This is a genomic window from Plantibacter sp. CFBP 8775, assembly GCF_014839505.1.
GTDB lineage: Bacteria > Actinomycetota > Actinomycetes > Actinomycetales > Microbacteriaceae > Plantibacter > Plantibacter auratus.
The window spans coordinates 1,815,704-1,833,456 of the sequence record NZ_JACYNV010000001.1 but is presented as its reverse complement, the minus strand read 5'-3'; the positions used below and the strand labels follow the sequence as shown (position 1 = coordinate 1,833,456).

At 69.2% G+C, this 17,753-nt stretch carries 16 protein-coding genes and 1 tRNA gene; 8 read left to right on the top strand and 9 right to left on the bottom strand.

Features of this window, described 5'->3' with window-relative positions; genetic code table 11:
- Positions 1–39: 39 nt before the first annotated feature.
- Positions 40–1,953 carry an anthranilate synthase family protein gene (locus IFR14_RS08675; RefSeq protein WP_191940816.1) on the bottom strand — a complete coding sequence of 638 codons (1,914 nt, stop codon included), beginning with the start codon at positions 1,951–1,953 and terminating at the stop codon, positions 40–42.
- A 243-nt stretch (positions 1,954–2,196) separates the two neighbouring features.
- Here IFR14_RS08675 and IFR14_RS08670 point away from each other — a divergent pair.
- Both IFR14_RS08670 and IFR14_RS08665 read left to right on the top strand, forming a co-directional pair.
- Positions 2,197–2,278, top strand: a tRNA-Leu gene (locus IFR14_RS08670).
- A gap of 52 nt (positions 2,279–2,330) precedes the next feature.
- On the top strand, positions 2,331–3,077 hold the full coding sequence (locus IFR14_RS08665; RefSeq protein WP_064296207.1) for a DedA family protein: 747 nt from the start codon (positions 2,331–2,333) through the stop codon (positions 3,075–3,077).
- 53 nt (positions 3,078–3,130) lie between these two features.
- Here IFR14_RS08665 and IFR14_RS08660 read toward each other — a convergent pair whose 3' ends face one another.
- From IFR14_RS08660 to murI, 4 genes are all read right to left on the bottom strand, one after another.
- On the bottom strand, positions 3,131–4,042 hold the full coding sequence (locus IFR14_RS08660) for a cation diffusion facilitator family transporter (protein WP_191940815.1): 912 nt from the start codon (positions 4,040–4,042) through the stop codon (positions 3,131–3,133).
- A gap of 77 nt (positions 4,043–4,119) precedes the next feature.
- Complete coding sequence (rdgB, locus tag IFR14_RS08655; protein ID WP_191940814.1) at positions 4,120–4,755, bottom strand: RdgB/HAM1 family non-canonical purine NTP pyrophosphatase; 636 nt, start codon at positions 4,753–4,755, stop codon at positions 4,120–4,122.
- The gene (gene rph / locus IFR14_RS08650; RefSeq protein WP_064296204.1) at positions 4,755–5,489 is read right to left on the bottom strand and encodes a ribonuclease PH; all 735 of its coding nucleotides are present in this window, start codon (positions 5,487–5,489) and stop codon (positions 4,755–4,757) included. The genes rdgB and rph overlap by 1 nt, the downstream gene beginning before the upstream one ends.
- A 16-nt stretch (positions 5,490–5,505) precedes the next feature.
- Positions 5,506–6,327: a glutamate racemase gene (gene murI / locus IFR14_RS08645; RefSeq protein ID WP_124769036.1), complete on the bottom strand. Its 822-nt coding sequence runs from the start codon at positions 6,325–6,327 to the stop codon at positions 5,506–5,508.
- An 87-nt stretch (positions 6,328–6,414) separates the two neighbouring features.
- On the opposite strand from murI, the gene IFR14_RS08640 reads away from it, so the two are divergent.
- A complete protein-coding gene (locus IFR14_RS08640; protein ID WP_191940813.1) occupies positions 6,415–7,743 on the top strand; it encodes a nicotinate phosphoribosyltransferase in 1,329 nt (442 codons plus the stop codon).
- A gap of 43 nt (positions 7,744–7,786) precedes the next feature.
- On the opposite strand, the gene IFR14_RS08635 is transcribed toward IFR14_RS08640, so the two are convergent.
- The 3 genes from IFR14_RS08635 to IFR14_RS21550 all read right to left on the bottom strand — a co-directional run bounded on the left by IFR14_RS08635 (position 7,787) and on the right by IFR14_RS21550 (position 11,483).
- The gene (locus IFR14_RS08635; RefSeq protein ID WP_064296346.1) at positions 7,787–8,062 is read right to left on the bottom strand and encodes a DUF3039 domain-containing protein; all 276 of its coding nucleotides are present in this window, start codon (positions 8,060–8,062) and stop codon (positions 7,787–7,789) included.
- Positions 8,063–8,157: 95 nt separating this feature from the next.
- Positions 8,158–9,729 carry a hypothetical protein gene (locus IFR14_RS08630; RefSeq protein WP_159878286.1) on the bottom strand — a complete coding sequence of 524 codons (1,572 nt, stop codon included), beginning with the start codon at positions 9,727–9,729 and terminating at the stop codon, positions 8,158–8,160.
- A complete protein-coding gene (locus tag IFR14_RS21550) occupies positions 9,705–11,483 on the bottom strand; it encodes an ATP-binding cassette domain-containing protein (RefSeq protein WP_446728076.1) in 1,779 nt (592 codons plus the stop codon). The genes IFR14_RS08630 and IFR14_RS21550 overlap by 25 nt, the downstream gene beginning before the upstream one ends.
- A 271-nt stretch (positions 11,484–11,754) precedes the next feature.
- Between IFR14_RS21550 and IFR14_RS08620 the strand changes: the two genes are divergently transcribed.
- From IFR14_RS08620 to IFR14_RS21375, 5 genes are all read left to right on the top strand, one after another.
- Positions 11,755–12,447, top strand: coding sequence for a phosphocholine cytidylyltransferase family protein (locus IFR14_RS08620; RefSeq protein ID WP_064296200.1), 693 nt, complete (start codon positions 11,755–11,757; stop codon positions 12,445–12,447).
- Positions 12,448–12,564: 117 nt separating this feature from the next.
- Positions 12,565–13,332 carry an ABC transporter permease gene (locus tag IFR14_RS08615; protein WP_085510553.1) on the top strand — a complete coding sequence of 256 codons (768 nt, stop codon included), beginning with the start codon at positions 12,565–12,567 and terminating at the stop codon, positions 13,330–13,332.
- On the top strand, positions 13,332–14,090 hold the full coding sequence (locus IFR14_RS08610) for an ABC transporter ATP-binding protein (RefSeq protein ID WP_191940812.1): 759 nt from the start codon (positions 13,332–13,334) through the stop codon (positions 14,088–14,090). Before IFR14_RS08615 ends, IFR14_RS08610 begins: the two co-directional genes overlap by 1 nt.
- A gap of 74 nt (positions 14,091–14,164) precedes the next feature.
- Positions 14,165–15,046: a hypothetical protein gene (locus IFR14_RS08605; protein ID WP_191940811.1), complete on the top strand. Its 882-nt coding sequence runs from the start codon at positions 14,165–14,167 to the stop codon at positions 15,044–15,046.
- A gap of 84 nt (positions 15,047–15,130) precedes the next feature.
- The gene (locus IFR14_RS21375) at positions 15,131–16,606 is read left to right on the top strand and encodes a glycosyltransferase (protein WP_191940810.1); all 1,476 of its coding nucleotides are present in this window, start codon (positions 15,131–15,133) and stop codon (positions 16,604–16,606) included.
- Here the strand turns inward: IFR14_RS21375 and IFR14_RS08595 are convergent.
- Positions 16,527–17,747, bottom strand: a complete 1,221-nt coding sequence (locus IFR14_RS08595) for an acyltransferase family protein (protein WP_191940809.1) — start codon at positions 17,745–17,747, stop codon at positions 16,527–16,529. The genes IFR14_RS21375 and IFR14_RS08595 overlap by 80 nt on opposite strands.
- Positions 17,748–17,753: the final 6 nt, after the last annotated feature.

Sequence of the window (17,753 nt, the reverse complement as noted above, 5' to 3'; positions counted from 1 at the left end):
ACGGTCGGCATCACCGACCGTCCAGGCGGTGTATGACGTTCAGGAGCCGACGGCAGCAGCCGATCGCCCTGATGCGACACCCGCGAGCGCGTGGCCCGCGAGCGACCCGAGGGTTCGGAGTCCGTCGCGCGACAGCACCGACTCGAGGTGCCCCTGGACCGACGCGAACCCGCGACCACGCATCGCGAACACGTCGCCGGACGCCGCATCTGCAGCGATCTCCACCCCGCCAACCGGAGCCTCACCCGCCAGCCGTGCGGTGAAGGTGTTGTAGAACCCGATCAGCGACTGCTCACCGAAGAGGTCGAGGTCGAGCTGCAGCCCCTGTCGTGGCGCGTCGAGGCGTTCGATCGGCAGCCCGAGCTGGATCGCCAGCACCTGATGGCTCAGGCAGACGGCGAGCAGTGGCGCTCCGGCAGCGAGACGCGCGGACACGATCTCATGCATCCGGCGGACCCGCGGGTCGGCGAGGTCGAGCGGGTCGCCCGGACCCGGGCCGGCGACGAGGAGGTCGACGTCCACGAGCGCGTCGGTCACCGCGGACCAGTGCTCCACGCTGACGGTCATCCCGAAGTGGCGCAGCTGGTGGGCCAGCATCGCGGTGAACTCGTCCTCGGCGTCGACGATGACCGCGGTACGGCCCGACAGTGAACCGACGGGCGCCGGGTGCTGCGGCTGCAACCAGAAGGACGCCAACCGCTCGTTCCGCGCTCGGAGCGCGTCCTGCACTCCGGGTTCCGCCGCGAGGTCGACAGTCGGGCCGAGCGCGGCGGGTGCCATGACGCCGAGGGCGGTCAACACGCCGGCCGCCTTCGCCGCCGTCTCGGCGACCTCCGACTCGGGATCCGAGTGACGGACGAGCGTCGCACCGGCGGGAACGCGGACGAGGCCTGCGTCGTCGACATAGGCGGTGCGGATGAGGATCGGTGCGTCGAGTTCGTAGTCGCCGTCGCCCACCGGGGTGAACAGCGCGAGCACGCCGGAGTAGTAGCCGCGCGCGTTCCGCTCGTGGCGGGCGATGACCGAACACGCGTTCTGCATGGGCGAGCCGGTGACCGTCGGTGCGAACATCGTCAACCGCAGGACCTCGCGGACGTCGAGTTCGCTCGTCCCGGCGAGCAGGTACTCGGTGTGGGTGAGGCGCGACATCTGCTTGACGTAGGGTCCGAGGATGCGTCCACCGGAGGCACACACCCGGCTCATCATCTTCATCTCCTCGTCGACGACCATGAAGAGCTCTTCCGTCTCCTTGACGTCGCCGAGGAACGCGCGGAAGTCGTCGCCGGTCGCGCCGGAGCGCGGGTGGCGGAAGGTGCCGCTGATGGGGTTCATGGTGACGGTGCGTTCACCGGTCGACGCGTCGCGGGCGACCGCGACGTGGCGCTCGGGCGTCGCACCGGCCATCGAGACGCCCGGCGTGTGCACGGCGAAGGTCCAGTAGGCGCCGGTCTCCCCCGACAGGAGCGCCCGCAACCAGGCGAGGACGGCGCGCTCGGCCGGCACCTCGGTCGTCGCGGTGAACTCGCGGCGGATGACGAAGTTGGCGCCCTCGCCGCGTCCGATCTCGTCCTCGATGACGCGGCGCACGATCGACGCGTAGTCCTCGTCGGAGACGTCGAACCCGCCGTCGACCAGCGGGACCGCGTCGGCGGGGAGTCGGTCGAGCAGCTCGTCGAGTGTCACCGTCTCGCGCTCGCTCACCACGAGGCAGCGCAGCGGAGCGCCGTCGTCCATCGCGGCGAAGCCTCGCTCGCGCACCTGGCGGTACGGCACGAGCGTGAGGACCTCGGGCTGGTGGTCGTCGCCGGCGGATCCGAGCGGGATGTCGGCGAGCGACTCGACGTCGACGACGTCGCCCGTGTAGAGGTCGACGGTGTCGCTGCCGTGTCGGCGGAGCACCGCGAACGGGAAGTCGGGGCCGGCGTGCAGCACGCGGTGGAGCAGGGTGGTCATGGTGGTGTCCTCAGGCTGGGACCGATCCGACAGGGCCTCCGAACGAGAACGACCGCCCTGTCAGGCGGTCGAGTCGTCGTGTGTGCACGTGCGCGGTCCGCCTAGGAGGCGGGCCACCAGCTCGTTGCACACGTCGTTCGCATGGAGCCGAGCATACACGGGCCGACCCGGGCTCCGCTGGCCGCGGCTCCTCCCCCGAAGCTCAGGACGTTCCCGACCTCGCTCCCGTAGACTGAGCGGGCCGCGGGAGTGGTGGAATTGGCAGACACGCAGGATTTAGGTTCCTGTGCTTTCGAGCGTGAGGGTTCAAGTCCCTTCTCCCGCACGCGACATCGTCGTACGCCGTTCCATCCCTCCCCCTACAGCAGGAGCTCCGCATGGTCCACACCGCCCTCATCCCCTGGCTCGACCCGGAGGGCATCATCACGGCCGTCGGTCCTTGGGCCCTCGTCGTGGTCTGCGCGATCGTCTTCGCCGAGACCGGCCTCCTCGTCGGATTCCTGCTCCCCGGCGACACCCTGCTCGTCATCACCGGTCTCCTCGCGTTCGGCTCCGCCCGCGTCATCGAGATCGACATCTGGTGGGTCTGCCTCGCGATCGGGTTCTCGGCGTTCCTCGGCGGCGAGGTCGGATACCTCATCGGGCACAAGCTCGGGCCGAAGGTGTTCGAACGCAAGGAGTCCGGCCTCTTCAGCATCAAGAACGTCGAGCGGACGAACGCCTTCTTCGAGCGCTTCGGCGCCCTCGCGGTCATCCTGGCGCGCTTCGTCCCGATCGTCCGGACCTTCGCCCCGGTCGCGGCCGGCATCGGCCACATGAACTACAAGAAGTACTCGCTCTACAACCTCATCGGCGCGCTCATCTGGGGCGCCGGGCTCACCTTCTTCGGCTACCTGCTCGGATACATCCCCCCGGTCGCCACCTTCGTGCAGAACTACATCGACGTCATCCTCATCGGAGCCGTCGTCCTCACCCTCATCCCGACCACCTGGCACTACATCCAGTCCAGCCGGAAGGCGAAGGCGCTGCAGGGCACCATCACCGAGGAGGAGCGTCGGGCCGCGGCTTCGAAGCTCGCCGACCAGGACGTCTTCAAGCGCGACCGCGGGAACGACACGGTCTGATCACCGGTGGCGACGCTCGCACGAGCGATCGCGACAGGCGGACCGCCCACGCGTCAGCGGTGGTGCGACTCCTCGTGCGAGGCGTGTTCCTCGGGTTCCAGCTGGAACGTCGAGTGCTCGACGTCGAAGTGGTCGTGGAGGCACGAACCGAGACGGTCGAGCAGCTCCCCCGTGCCACCATCGGCGAACACCTCGTGCTCGACGACGACGTGTGCCGAGAAGACCGGCTGTCCGGACGTGATCTGCCAGACGTGGACGTCGTGGACGGCGACGACGCCGTCGGTGCCGAGCAGGTGGTCCCTGATCTCCTGCACGTCCGTGTCGGACGGTGCGGACTCGCTGAGGACGTGGACGACGTCGCGGAGCAACGACCACGCCCGCGGCACGATCATCGCGGCGATCGCGAGCGACGCGATGGCATCGGCCTGAGCGAAACCCGTCACCATGATGACCACCGCGGCGATGATCACGGCGATCGAACCGAGGAGGTCGCCGAGGACCTCGAGGTACGCGCCGCGCATGTTGATCGACGTGTCACGGCCGCCGCGCAGCACCTGCAGGGCGGTGAGGTTCGCCACGAGACCGATGACGGCGACGATCAACATCGGAAGGCTCTTGACCTCCGCGTCCGCCGGCTCGACGAGGCGGGACACGCCCTCGATGAGGACCGACACCGCGACCGCGACCAGGATGAGCGCGTTGATGAGCGCGCCGAACACCTCCGCGCGCTGATACCCGAAGGTCTGGCGGTCGGTGGCCGGTCGGGCGGCGACGATCGTGGCGGCGAGCGCGATGATCAGCCCGGTGAGGTCGGACAGCATGTGCCCGGCGTCGGCGAGGAGGGACAGCGAACCGCTCACCCAGGCGCCGACGAGTTCGACCACGAGGACGGTCGCGATGATGGCGATCGCCACCGCGAGTCTCCTGCGGTTGGCGGTGCCGGCGTGTGCGTGATCGTGACCCATGATGCATCAACCGTAGGAGCTTCCCAGCGCCCGCGGAAGGGTTCATGCCGAGATAGGAATGGTCCTGAGTATCATGCTCAGCTGGTGGTCGAGGCGGGCCCCTCGGGCACGAGCCGCTGCAGCACCGGGACGAGTGCTCGGAAGGCGAGCGCGCGGTGGCTCAGCTCGTTCTTCTCCGCCGGTGACAGCTCCGCCGCCGTCCGCTGCTCACCGTCCGGGATGAACGCCGGGTCGTAGCCGAAGCCGTTCGTCCCGCTCGGCTCCGTCGCGAGGGTTCCGCGCCAGGTGCCGACGGCGACGTGCTCGAACGGCTCCGTCCCATCGATCCCCGGTGGCACCACGAGGGCGAGGTGGCAGGCGAACCAGGCGGCACGATGCTCCTCGTGCACGTCCCGCAGCTGATCGAGGAGGAGGGCGAGGTTCGCGGTCGAGTCGTGCTGCGAGCCGGCCCAACGCGCCGAGAAGATACCCGGCGATCCACCCAGGATCTCGACACCGATGCCGGAGTCGTCGGCGAGCGCGATGGAGCCGGTGTGGGCCGCGGCGACCCGCGCCTTGATCAACGCGTTCTCGCTGAAGGTCGCGCCGTCCTCGACGGGCTCCGGGCCGTCGTAGGCGAGGACCGTGATCCCGGGGACGTCGCGGCTGACGAGCCGCTGGAACTCCTCCACCTTGTGCTGGTTGTGCGTCGCGAGGACGATCTCGACGCCCATCAGCGTCCGAGGGCCTCGAACTGGATGGCCTTGAGCGACGCAGCGCCACCGACGGCGAGGTCGAGCAGGGAGTCGAGCTCGCGACGGTCGAACGGCGCGCCCTCGGCCGTCCCCTGCACTTCGACGAACGATCCGCCGCCGGTGACGACGACGTTCATGTCGGTCTCGGCGCGCACGTCCTCGACGTAGGCGAGGTCGAGCATGGGCACACCGTCGATGATCCCGACCGAGACGGCCGAGACGCTGTCGGTGAGGGGAGACGCCTTCTGCGAGATGAACTTCTTGCCGCGCGCCCACTCGATCGCATCGGCGAGGGCGACGTAGGCGCCGGTGATCGCCGCCGTGCGGGTGCCTCCATCCGCCTGCAGGACGTCGCAGTCGATGACGATCGTGTTCTCGCCGAGGGCCTTGGTGTCGATCACGGCGCGGAGGCTCCGACCGATGAGTCGCGAGATCTCGTGGGTACGACCGCCGATCTTGCCCTTGACCGCTTCACGGTCCATCCGCTCGTTGGTGGAACGGGGAAGCATCGCGTACTCCGCGGTGACCCAGCCGCGACCCTTGCCGTTGAGCCAGCGCGGCACGCCGTTGGTGAACGAGGCCGTGCAGAGCACCTTCGTCCGGCCGAAGCTGATCAGCGCCGAACCCTCGGCCTGCTCGCTCCAGCCGCGCTCGATCGTGATGGGACGCAGCTGGTCGTTGGTGCGGCCGTCGGCGCGCGCGATGTCACTCATGGATGTGCTCCTCGAACTAATGGGATGGAAGGTCGATAACGCCGGTCTGGACGAGCGAGACGGTGGAGATCTCCCGGCCCATCAGACGGTTGGCGAGGGCGATGAAGTCGTCGGCACTGCTCCCGGTCGCCTCGTACCGGTGGGTGGCCGGTTCGCTGCTGTCGCGCAGCAGGTCGCGGGTGACGAGCACGCGGTAGACGTCGTTCGCGGTCTCGGTGTCGCTCGAGACGAGCGACACCTGCGGACCCATCACGTAGCTGATCGCGCCCTTGAGGAAGGGGTAGTGGGTGCATCCGAGGACGACGGTGTCGACGCCGGCGTGCCGGAGCGGGGCCAGGTACTCCTCCGCGGCCTCGAGGAGGTCGGGGCCGGTCGTGACGCCGGCCTCCACGAACTCCACGAACCGGGGGCAGGCCTGGCCGAACACCGTCAGCTCGGGATTGACCTCGAAGAGGTCCTGATACGCCCGCGAGTTGATCGTGCCCTCGGTCCCGATGACGCCGATGCGCCCGTTCCTCGTGCTCCGGACCGCGGTCCGCACAGCGGGCTGAATCACCTCGACCACGGGGACCGAGTAGCGTTCGCGGGCATCGCGGAGCATCGCCGCCGATGCGGTGTTGCAGGCGATCACCAGCATCTTCACGCCCTGGTCGACGAGCGAGTCGAGGACCTCGAGCGAGTAGCGCCGCACGTCGGCGATGGGCTTCGGGCCGTAGGGCGAGTGGGCCGTGTCGCCGATGTAGATCACGGACTCGGCGGGGAGCTGGTCGCTGACCGCTCTCGCCACCGTGAGTCCGCCGACGCCGGAGTCGAAGATGCCGATGGGTGCGTCGTTCACGATGACCCAGCCTACCGCCCCTGCCGATAGACGTCGCGGACCGACCGATCACCACGTTCCGAGCACGCTCGCGGCTAGGCTGAACGGGTGCACGAGTCCTCAGCTCTCCTCACCGACCGATACGAACTCACGATGCTGGACGCCGCCCTCCACCGCGGCACCGCGGATCGGGAGTGCCTGTTCGAGCTCTTCGCCAGACGCCTCTCCGGCGGGCGCCGCTACGGCGTCGTGGCCGGCACGGGCCGATTCCTCGAACTGCTCAAGCACTTCCGCTTCGGTGAATCGGAACTCGAGTGGCTGCGCGAGGAGGGCGTCGTCAGCACGACGGCGCTCGACTGGCTCGCCGACTACCGCTTCTCGGGATCGATCTGGGGCTACCGCGAGGGCGAGGTGTTCTTCCCCGGTTCACCGATCCTGGTCGTGGAGGGCACGTTCGCCGAAGCCGTCATCCTCGAGACCCTGGCGCTCAGCGTGTTCAACTACGACAGCGCGGTCGCCACGGCCGCCGCGCGCATGACCTCCGCGGCGGGCAGCCGCCCCCTGGCCGAGATGGGCTCCCGTCGGACGGGCGAGCGGTCGGCCATCGCCGCGGCCCGGGCGGCATACATCGCCGGCTTCAGCGCCACCTCGAACCTCGAGGCCGGACGCAGCTGGGGCATCCCGACGATGGGAACGGCCGCGCACTCCTTCACCCTCCTGCACGACTCCGAGGAGGACGCCTTCCGAGCCCAGATCGACACGATGGGCGCCGGGACCACGCTGCTCGTCGACACCTACGACATCGAGGAGGCCGTGCGACTCGGCGTACGCCTCGCCGGCCCGGAGCTGGGAGCCGTACGCATCGACTCCGGTGATCTGCCGATCGTCGTCGACCAGGTCCGCCGCCTCCTCGACGAGCTCGGCGCCACGTCGACCCGCATCACCGTCACCAACGACCTCGACGAGCACGCCGTCGCGGCCCTGGCCGCGTCCCCGGTCGACTCTTACGGCGTCGGCACCTCCGTGGTCACCGGCTCCGGATCCCCCGCCATGGGCATGGTCTACAAGCTCGTCGCGCACCGCGACGACCAGGGCGACTGGATCAGCGTCGCGAAGAAGTCGGCTGAGAAGGCGACCGTCGGCGGCCGCAAGACCGCTGCCCGCGCCTACGACCGGCACGGGGTCGCCCGCGAGGAGCGCATCTACCTCGGCGACGGTCCTGCGGGCGAACACGAGGGTGCGGCCGACGCCGCCTCGGAACGCCCCCTGATGGTCCAGCTCGTCGAAGGCGGACTCGTGGACGAGCAGTACCTCGGCGCCGCGGGGACGCGCCAGGCGAGGGAACACCGGGCGCAGGCGGTGGCGGAACTGCCACCCCGGGCCGTCAGCCTCACCCGCGGCGACCCCGTGCTCCCGACCGTCTACCTCGAAGGCTGACCGCGACGACGCGTCTCAGCGTCGGCCGCGGTGCGCTCCGAGCTCAGTCGCGGAGGAGCTTCTCGTAGATCTCCTTGCAGGCCGGGCAGATCGGGAACTTCTCGGGGTCGCGACCCGGCGTCCACTTCTTGCCGCAGAGCGCCTTCACCGGCTTGCCGCTCAACGCCGACTCGAGGATCTTCTCCTTCTTGACGTAGTGGGAGAACCGCTCGTGATCGCCGGGCTCGATGTTCTCGCTCTCGATCAGCTCCTCGAGCTCACGATCCATGATCGCCGTGCTCCCACCGTCGGGCGTGCCACCGGGATCGATCGTGCTCATCTGCTGCTTCGTGCTGTCATGCTGCGCCATGGCTCCATGGTACCGCCGGACGGCACCCGGGTCTCCTGCGCGCCGATCCGGTCGCCGACGTCGGGTCAGTGCGAGCTGGCGAAGCCGACGATCTCGGGGCTGCGACGGTCGAAGACGCGACCGCCGGCGAAGATCCCGATCGCGAGCACCAGGATGCCCGTACCGGCACCGACCGCGAGTGCCCCGAAGTTCCAGTTCGGCTCACCGGTGAGCCCGAGCACGGCCAGCCAGCCGGCGGGAATCGTGAGGAGCACCGTACCGAGCAGGCTCAGGAACTGTGCGGACATACCGCTGCTGCCCGGGACCTGCGGCTGCTGGAACGGGCTGTCGCCGGGAAGCGACGTCGGATACGGGAACCGCGCGGACACGAAGCTCGCGATACCGGCACCGCTGAACAACAGGCACGTGCTCACGCCGATCATCGACGGCAGGGCGTCCCAGTCGCCGTAGAACAGGATGCTCAGCGTCGACCCGACCGCGATGAGCGGGATGCCGATGAGGAGCACCGGGAAGAGCCGGCCGATCCGATCCGATCGTCCGCGGACCCCCGAGGCGACGTGCAGCCAGACCGCGGTCGAATCGAAGGCGAGGTCGTTGTGCAGGAGCCAGCCGAGGAACCAGCACACGACCGGGAGTGGGACGAGTGCGAGGACGTTCATCGGGATGCCGGCGACGAGCATGGGCACGAAGAAGATGAAGGGCGCGATCGGGATGATCACGAGGGAGACGAGGTACCGAGGGTCGCGCAGCCAGTAGGTCATGCTCCGAGCGGCGATGGCTCCGGACGGGGAACCGGGGAGCAGGTCGAACCAGCCCAGACCGGTGCTGTCGCGGCCCGTCCCGAGGCGTTCCGGCGCCACGAGCAGTCGGGCGACGAACGCCTGCCAGGCGAACCAGAGCAGGGCGATGGTCGCCGCGGTGAGGAGCAGCTTGACGATCGCCGGCGCGATGCCACCGAGTGCGGCATCACCGGGGAACGACCAGACGGCGCCGAGCGGGGTCCAACTGAGGATGTCAGCGACCCGGCCGAGGACGGCGAACCCGTCGCGCTGCCAGTCCACGGTGGTGAGGGCGATGATCGCCGGGGCCACGGCGATGATGAGCACCAGCCCGAGGACACCCATGACCTCCTTGGCGCGACGCGTCGAGAGGAGGCTCGCGGAGATCGAGGTGGCGATCCGGGCCAGGAGCGCGCAGAGCAGCACGCCGAGGACCGCGGAGACCACGGCCAGGACGGCGGGCAACGGCGACCGCGACCAGGTGACCACCGACGAGGCCGCGAGGACGGCGAGGACGAGCGACGGCACCGACACGAGCGCTGTCACGAGCAAGCCTGCGGACAGGGTGCGGTTGGGCAGCCCGAAGAGCGAGAACGCCCGAGGATCCAGCTGATCGTCCACACCGAAGACGAGCGGAAGGATGATGAACCCCAGGACGACGGCCGATCCGGCCAGCACGAGCAGGTTGCGGGTGACCTCTGGATCGCCACCGCGCAGCGCGACGAGACCGGTGCTCGCGAGCACGACGATCCACACGCCGACCGCGATCGCGAGGACGAGCCCGACCAGTCGCCAGGGGCTGCGGCGGAACGCGTTGAGCGTCAGCTGCAGTTTCAGTCGGAGAAGCTGTGCAACCATTCCATTCCCTCTGCCGACTTGCGGCCCCCGGCGAGCTCGACGAACCGCTCCTCGAGCGTGCCCGTTCCGCGCACCTCGTCGACGGACCCGGCGGCCAGCACCTTGCCCTGCACGATGATGGCCACGTGATCGCACACGCGCTGAATGAAGTCCATGCCGTGGCTCGAGAGCACGACGGTTCCGCCGTTGGCGACGTACCGCTGGAGGATCTCGATGACGTTCGCCGCGGAGACCGGGTCGACCGATTCGAACGGCTCGTCGAGGATGAGGAGCCGCGGCGAATGGATGAGCGCGGCAGCCAGCGCGATCTTCTTCGTCATGCCCGCCGAGTAGTCGGAGACGAGACGACCGAGCGCGTCGTCGAGACCGAAAGCACGGGCCAGATCGGCGGTCCGCGACTTGACGGTCGCGGGGTCGAGCCCCCGCAGGACACCGGAGTAGTAGAGGAGCTGGCTGCCGGTCAGGCGGTCGAAGAGCCGCAGCCGGTCGGGCAGCACACCGATCGCCCGCTTGGCCTCGGCGGGATCCTGCCAGACGTCGACGCCCTGGACGGTGATCGACCCTGCGTCGGGACGGAGGAGACCCGTGACCATGGACAGCGTGGTGGTCTTGCCGGCCCCGTTGGGCCCGACGATGCCGTAGAAGGAGCCGCGGCGGACCTCGAGGTCGACGCCGTCGACCGCGACCGTGTCGCCGAACTGCTTGACGAGTCCCGAGATCGACAGGACGACGGGATGTGCGTCGTCGGCAGCCTCGGTGCGCTGCGTCGTCGTCGCTGCGGGCGACGAGGGGGCGGCGGACGGCGGGGTCGACGCGGGACGGCCGACAGGACGCTTGGGGGCTGCCGCCGGAGCGACGACCTCATCCTGCGGAGGCGCCACCGACACGGACTCCGACGGTGCCGGCGTCGTCTGCGGGGCCGTGTCGTCCGCAGCCTGCTCGGCAGTGGATGACGCGGTCGTCGGGGTCTCGGTCTGCGTGTCGTCGGACCGAGGCTCGTCGACGACGATCCGGTCGGCGACCTCGGGGGAAGGCTGCTCGGACGGGGCCGACGTCGTCGCCCGGTCGACCGATCCCGGTGCGCTGACCTCGTCGAGGACGCCGGCGACCGCGGCGGCGGTCTGTTCGGTCTGCTTCGCGGCGCTGGTGCGCGCCGGTGTGCGCTTGGCCGGCGTCCGGGCCGTCGTGGACTTCGTCGTCGAGGTCCGGGCGGTGGTCGTCTTGGCGCCTGCGGCCTTGGTCGCCGGCTTCGCGGCTGCGGGGCGCGCCGTCGTCGACCTGGGCGTCTTCGGGGCGGTGGTCGTCTCGGCCGACTCAGTGCTCTCAGCATTACCGGCTGCAGCAGCCGACTTCGCGGGCGTGCGCTTCGCGGCGGTGGTTCGCGCCGTCGTCGACTTGGTGGCCGTGGTCTTCGCCGTCGAGGTCCGAGCGGTCGTCGAGCGTGCCGTGGTCGTCTTGGGCGCCGGTGTGGTCGCGTCCCCGGACTCGCCCGAGGTCTCGCTCGCCGACCTGGTGCGGGTGCGGGGCGTGCTCGGCCGCTTCGCCGGGGCCTTCGCCGTTCCGGAAGCCCGAGGCGTCGTCGAGCGGGGTGCGCGCTTCGGTGCCGTCGGCGTTGCAGCGCCCTGATCGTCGGAAGCGGTCGTCGGCGCAGGTGCACCCGCGGCGTCGGCGGGGTTCGGCGTGCCCGGACTCGTCGACGTGCCGTCGGCAGGCGCGGGCTGCTGAGCGGGATCTGGCGGAGTCGTGGAAGTCACCAAGCAAACCTACCAACAGCGGCGGCCGCAGCGGACAGCGGAGTCTCAGGATGAACGGTTGACACATCTCCCCCAAGCTGTGTAAACGCCGGGTGGTCGATCACAAAACGACAACGGACCCTGGGAACCCCTGACAGACGGAGTTCACCGCGGCTAGCCTGTATTTTGGCATAACGGAGTGTCTTTCAATGCACGTCTTGGTTAATCCTCGGTGAATCGTCCACAGCATCGTGGCACCGCGTGATTCCATACCCACACTGAGGAGAACAACGTGACCACCCAGGTAGTGATCCTTGCCGCAGGGATGGGCAGCCGTCTCGGCCGCTCGCTCCCCAAGCCCCTGACCGAGCTCAGCGACGGCCGCACCATCATGCAGCAGCAGTTCGACAACATCCACCACGCGTTCGGAGCGAGCGCCAAGGTGACGATCGTCGTCGGCTACAAGCTCGAGCACATCATTGAGGCCTTCCCCGACGCCTCCTTCGTCTACAACGAGCAGTACGACCAGACCAACACCTCGAAGAGCCTCATGCGCGCCCTCGCCGCGTCTCAGGCCGGCGGCGTGCTCTGGATGAACGGCGACGTCGTCTTCGACCCGGCCGTCCTCGACCGCGCTGCCGCGATGATCGCCAAGGACCGTTCGTTCGTGACCGTCAACACCTCCAAGGTGTCCGACGAAGAGGTCAAGTACACGACGAGCGCCGAGGGTTACATCAAGGAGCTCTCGAAGACCGTCGTCGGCGGGCTCGGCGAGGCTGTGGGCATCAACTACATCTCGTCGCAGGACAAGACGATGCTGCACCGCTACCTGACCAAGGTCGGCGACCAGGACTACTTCGAGCGCGGCATCGAGCTTGCCATCGAGCGCGAAGGCATGCTCGTCGAGCCGGTCGACATCTCCGACCTCTACGCGGTCGAGGTCGACTTCGCCGAGGACCTCGAGCGCGCGAACCTCTTCGTCTGAGGGTCCCGTCCACATCGCACACGAACGCCGTCCCGACGCTGAGCGTCGCGGGCGGCGTTCCTGCGTCGCCTCGATAAGGTTGGTCACGTGAGTTCTTCTGCTGAAACGCGGCCAAGGATGTCGCGTTCGGCGAGGTATCGCCACGCGCTCTGGATCCTGACCGTCCGAGACCTGCGTGTGCGCTACTCGACGAGCGCGCTCGGCTACGTGTGGTCAATCCTCGACCCCCTCGTCATGAGCGGGATCTACTGGTTCGTCTTCACACAGGTGTTCCGGCGCGACGTCGGCGAGGAACCGTACATCGTGTTCCTCCTCGCCGCCCTGCTGCCGTGGATGTGGTTCACCGGATCGGTGTCCGACAGCACGCGCGCCTTCCTGCGCGAGGCGAAGCTCGTGCGTTCGACGACGATCCCCCGGACCATCTGGGTGAACCGGATCGTGCTGTCGAAGGGCATCGAGTTCCTCGCGGCGCTTCCGGTCCTCGCGGCATTCGCGATCTTCAGCGGTGCCCAGGTGAACCTCGACATCGTGCTGTTCCCGCTCGCCATCGTCATCCAAGCCGTCCTGACCATCGGGCTCTGCCTGATCGTCGCTCCGCTCGTCGTGTTCTTCCGCGATCTCGAGCGAGCCGTCAAGCTCGTCCTGCGGTTCATGTTCTACGCGACGCCGATCATCTACAGCACGACGGCACTGCCCGACAAGATCGAGCCCTTCGCGGCGTTCAACCCGCTCAGCGGCATCTTCGCGCTGTACCGTTCCGCGTTCTTCCCACAGGAACTCAACTGGCACCTCGTGGGCGTGTCCGCCGCCATGTCGGCCGTCATCCTCGCGGTCGGTCTCCTCGTCTTCAAGCGCTGCGAGCGCTCCGTGCTGAAGGAGATCTGATGCCCACAAGCAACTCGACCGCCGGTCGGCCGGCGATCTCGGTCGCCGACGCAGGTATCCGGTTCCGGCGCAACCGTGGCGGTCGGCGGAGTTTCAAGGACCTCTTCGCCGGACGTGACCGCCGCTCGAAGCCGGGCGAGTTCTGGCCCCTGCGCCACGTCTCCTTCGATGTCGCCCCCGGCGAGGCGATCGGCGTGGTCGGTCGGAACGGTCAAGGCAAGTCGACGCTGCTCAAGCTCGTCGCCGGTGTCGTCCTCCCCGATGAGGGCACCGTGGGCGTCCGCGAGGGTGTCGCGCCGCTCATCGAAATCACCGGAGGCTTCGTCAACGATCTGACCGTGCGCGACAACGTGTACCTGACGGCCGGCCTCCACGGCATGTCCCGCCGCGAGATCGACGGGCGGTTCGACGACATCATCGCGTTCGCCGAGATCGCGGACTTCATCGACACCCCGTACAAGCACCTCTCGAGCGGGATGAAGGTCCGCATCGCCTTCGCGGTGATCGCGCAGCTCGAAGAGCCGATCATCCTCGTCGACGAGGTCCTCGCCGTCGGCGACCGGGCGTTCCGCGAGAAGTGCTACCGGCGCATCGAGGAACTCCTCGAGGGCGGGCGCACCCTGTTCTTCGTCTCGCACAACGAGAAGGACCTCAGGCGGTTCTGCACGAGGGGGCTCTACCTCGACAAGGGGGCGCTCGTTCTCGACGCCCCGATCGACGACGTGCTCGACCGCTACAACGCGGACTACAACAGCTGAGCCCCGCCAGCAAGCATCAGTCGACCCGCAGTGGGTCGACGTAGACTGGCCGCCCCGCCCACGAGGAGGTCGTCATGACCGGACCGCAGCAGGGACCCGTTCCGGGTCCCGCCCAGTTCCCCACCGCCGCAGCACAGCAGCCCACACTGCCCGAGCCGGGATGGGTGCGGGCGCTCGACCGACTGCTCTGGGTCCAGCGACCGGTGGTCGTGGCGCACATCCGCTCGATCCGGCGGATGTACCCGAACGCGACGGCCGACCAGCTCATCCGCGTCCTGGAGCGCCGGTACCTCACGACGGTGACGACGACGGGAGCCGCCGTCGGCGCGACCGCTGTGGTCCCGGCGATCGGGACGGCGACGACCCTCGCGCTCTCCGGTGTCGAGACGGCGGGGTTCCTCGAGGCGACCGCCCTGTTCGCCCAGTCGGTCACCGAGGTCCACGGCATCGCCCTGGCGGATCCGATGCGATCCCGCGCGCTCGTCATGACCATGATGCTCGGCAAGGCCGGAACCGACCTCCTGCGCAACTTCGGATCCCAGGCGGCCGGCAAGGGAGTCCCGCGGCAGGCGTTCTGGGGCCAGACGATCACCCAGGGCCTGCCGTCGATGATCGTGGGCCCCGTCGCCGACCAGTTGCGGGTGCGCTTCGTGAAGCACTTCGCGGCGAGCGGCAGCGCCGGTGTCATCGGCAAGGCGCTCCCCTTCGGCGTCGGAGCGGCCGTCGGCGGTATCGGCAACCACATGCTCGGCCGACAGGTCGTCCGTGCTGCCCGCCAGGCGTTCGGACCGGCGCCCTTCGTCGTCCCGCTCGACCTCGAACCGCGGATGCGGGCCGTCTCCGGCCGGTCCGGCCTCGGGAAGATCCGCGACCAGGTGTTCCGACGCCGGAAGCACCTGGCCATCGAGTCAGGCGGCGATGCGGCCGTCGGCGACGGGTCCGAGCAGCGCCCCTGACCGCTCGAGGCCGGCGGCGGACCGCTCCCGACCGGGCCGCCCGGGATGCGGCATCCCTCCAGGTCCATCGCGTACCGTCGGAGGGTGAGACTTCCCTTCCTGCGCCGCCCCCAGAAGCCGTTCCCGGAAGGTCGCCACTTCGCGGTGACCTGGGGCCTGTCGGACGACTTCGGCGGCATGACCGAGGCGATGCTCCAGCGCTCCCGCGCGTTCATCAGACTGGCGGACACCCCGGTCGACGTCCTCACCTTCGACCACCGACCGGACTACCCCGAGTTGGCGTCACGGCTGCGCACGCGCGGAGACCTGATCGACGGCCTCCGGGTCGTCAACCTCTGGGATTGGCTCCGCGACAACCCCCTGCCGGGTGGTTCCCTCGACCTGGCGCGCCACGGGTTCACCCCGCTCCCCCTCGACGAGGTCGGCAGCGAACGACGCCGCGGTGACGCCGTCCTCAGCCGCGAGCGACACGACGACTCGGGTCAGATCCTGCAGGTGGACGTCTACCGAGCCGACGGCACCCTGCTCCTGTCCGACCGCCGCGACACGCGTGAACGGGGCGTGAAGGGCGGCCGCTCGGTCGTCCTCTGCGACGAGCAGGGTCGTCCAGTCCGCTCCTGGGGGCGCATCTGGTCGCTGTACCGCGCCTGGTTCGACGCAATCACCGCAGGCGGGCCGGCCTGGATGATCGTCGACAGCAAGACCATCGCCCCGTTCGTCCTGAGCTACCGGAAGCGCAACCTCGTCACCGCGCACGTCGTGCACGCCTCGCACCTCCAGGGCACGGAACGGCCACACGGTCGGCTGCGGGAGTCGCGGCGAGCGGTGTTCGAGGCGCTCGACGACTTCGACCTCGTCGCGCTCCTGAGCGATCGACAGCTCGCGGACGTGACGACCATGCTCGGCGAGCACGCCTCGCTCAGTGTCATCCCGAACTCGCGCGAACTCGTCGCCCCGGAGGTCGCACGTGCGCCTCGACCGCGCAGCCGCGGGATGTTCCTCGGCTCGCTCACGGCTCGCAAGCGGCCGGCGCACGCGATCCGCGCCGTCCTCGCCGCCACGTCCACGGATGGGCCTCCCCCGACGCTCGACGTGTACGGCGGCGGCGAGCTGCTCGACGAACTGCAGTCGCTCCTCACCGCCGAAGACCCGGACCACCGCGTCGTCCTCCACGGCTACGACCGCTCCGCCCGGCAGCAGCTCGGCTCGGGTTCGTTCCTCGTGATGACCTCGACCTCGGAGGGCTTCCCGCTCGTGCTCATCGAGGCGATGGCAGCCGGATGTCTTCCCATCGTGGTCGACGTCCCCTACGGACCGGCCGACATCGTCCGCGACGGTTGGAACGGGTTCCTCGTGCCGTCCGCGGAACCGGCCGTCGTGTCGGCCGCCATCGAGCGCCTGCTCGCCCTTCCTGAAGCCGAAGTCGACGCGATGCGTCGCAACGCCAGAACGACCGCGGAGCAGTACGACGACGAAGCCGTCACCCGTCGGTGGGCTCAGGAGTTGCACGCGGCCGCTCGTCGGAAGAAGCGGAACGCGCTCGTCCCTCGCGTCGGCTGAGCATCCGGGAGCGCACCGCCGCGACCCCCGTCTGTACCCCTCGGCCGACGCGGCGCGCCAGGCCATGGGACGGACGCTCGACGAGCTGGAAGAATCCGGCGGCGATCAGCAGGCTGAGTGGCACGCCCACGATGCCGACCAGCCACCAGCGCTCGTCGCCGAACATGAAGGCGAGTGTGGCCAGGATCGGGGCGTGCACGAGGTACAGGCTGAACGACACCTTGCCGAGCCAGAGGACGGGCGGGGTCTCGAGGAGCCTCCTGGCGAACGGGCTTCCGATGGCGACGACGATGAGGCCGGCCGCGCCCACGCCCGACAGGCCCCAGAGCGCCTGGCCCAGGGTCGAGGAGGACTCGACGTACGGTCGGGAGAGCCAGCTCGCGACGAGCAGGAGCGCGGAGCCGGCCGTCAGCATCGCCCACTGCAGGGGGCGGGACCGATCCGCCGCCCAGGCGCGGAGGTCGTCGAGTCTGACGGCGATCAGCGTGCCGATGAAGAAGGCCGGCAGGTACACGGCGGCGTCCATCCCGGCGACCCGCCCGAGCACCATGACCACGGCCATCAGTGCGGCGATCGGCCACGCCCAGCGACGCAGCAGCCGAGCGAACAGGACGGCGACCGGGAGGAGGAGGGTGAAGATCAGCTCCCAGCGCAGCGACCACAGGGTGTTCACCAGGTCGTAGCTCACCGGCGTCAGGGTCGCCTCCGTCAGGAGGTGCAGGGGGTCGACGCTCGTCGCGTTCGCATTCGCGATCCACTCACCGGTGGTCACCGACGCCGGATCCCTGGGGATGAGCAGGATGAGTGCGGCGGCGAACAGCAGTGAGCCCCAGACGGGGAGGTAGAGGCGCACGAATCGGGCGGCGAAGAACCCTGGCCAGCTCGCACCGCCTCGCAACAGCGGGAGCGCGACGACGAGACCACTCAGGACGAAGAACACCTGCACCGCCTCGGTGCCGGCGAAGAGCAGCTTGAGCGGCGTCTCGGTCGCGATGTCCCAGGCGGGCTCCGAGATCCGGCCCGTCGCGAAGGGTCGGGCGAGTAACGACACGTGGTAGAGCACCACGACGACGCTGGCGACACCGCGGACTCCGTCGAGGGAGGCCAGTCGCCCGGAGGACGGATTCACCTGCCCGACCATACGCGG

What these genes read in the sequence shown, in the direction of transcription:
- IFR14_RS08635 (WP_064296346.1), bottom strand. Translation starts at nt 8,062, where the DNA reads ATGAGCACGATCGATCCCGGTGGCACGCCCGACGGTGGGAGCACGGCG.
- IFR14_RS08660 (WP_191940815.1), bottom strand. Translation starts at nt 4,042, where the DNA reads ATGGGTCACGATCACGCACACGCCGGCACCGCCAACCGCAGGAGACTC.
- rdgB (WP_191940814.1), bottom strand. Translation starts at nt 4,755, where the DNA reads ATGGGCGTCGAGATCGTCCTCGCGACGCACAACCAGCACAAGGTGGAG.
- IFR14_RS08605 (WP_191940811.1), top strand. Translation starts at nt 14,165, where the DNA reads ATGACCGGACCGCAGCAGGGACCCGTTCCGGGTCCCGCCCAGTTCCCC.
- IFR14_RS08630 (WP_159878286.1), bottom strand. Translation starts at nt 9,729, where the DNA reads ATGGTTGCACAGCTTCTCCGACTGAAACTGCAGCTGACGCTCAACGCG.
- rph (WP_064296204.1), bottom strand. Translation starts at nt 5,489, where the DNA reads ATGAGTGACATCGCGCGCGCCGACGGCCGCACCAACGACCAGCTGCGT.
- IFR14_RS08665 (WP_064296207.1), top strand. Translation starts at nt 2,331, where the DNA reads ATGGTCCACACCGCCCTCATCCCCTGGCTCGACCCGGAGGGCATCATC.
- IFR14_RS08610 (WP_191940812.1), top strand. Translation starts at nt 13,332, where the DNA reads ATGCCCACAAGCAACTCGACCGCCGGTCGGCCGGCGATCTCGGTCGCC.
- IFR14_RS08595 (WP_191940809.1), bottom strand. Translation starts at nt 17,747, where the DNA reads ATGGTCGGGCAGGTGAATCCGTCCTCCGGGCGACTGGCCTCCCTCGAC.
- IFR14_RS08675 (WP_191940816.1), bottom strand. Translation starts at nt 1,953, where the DNA reads ATGACCACCCTGCTCCACCGCGTGCTGCACGCCGGCCCCGACTTCCCG.
- IFR14_RS08615 (WP_085510553.1), top strand. Translation starts at nt 12,565, where the DNA reads ATGTCGCGTTCGGCGAGGTATCGCCACGCGCTCTGGATCCTGACCGTC.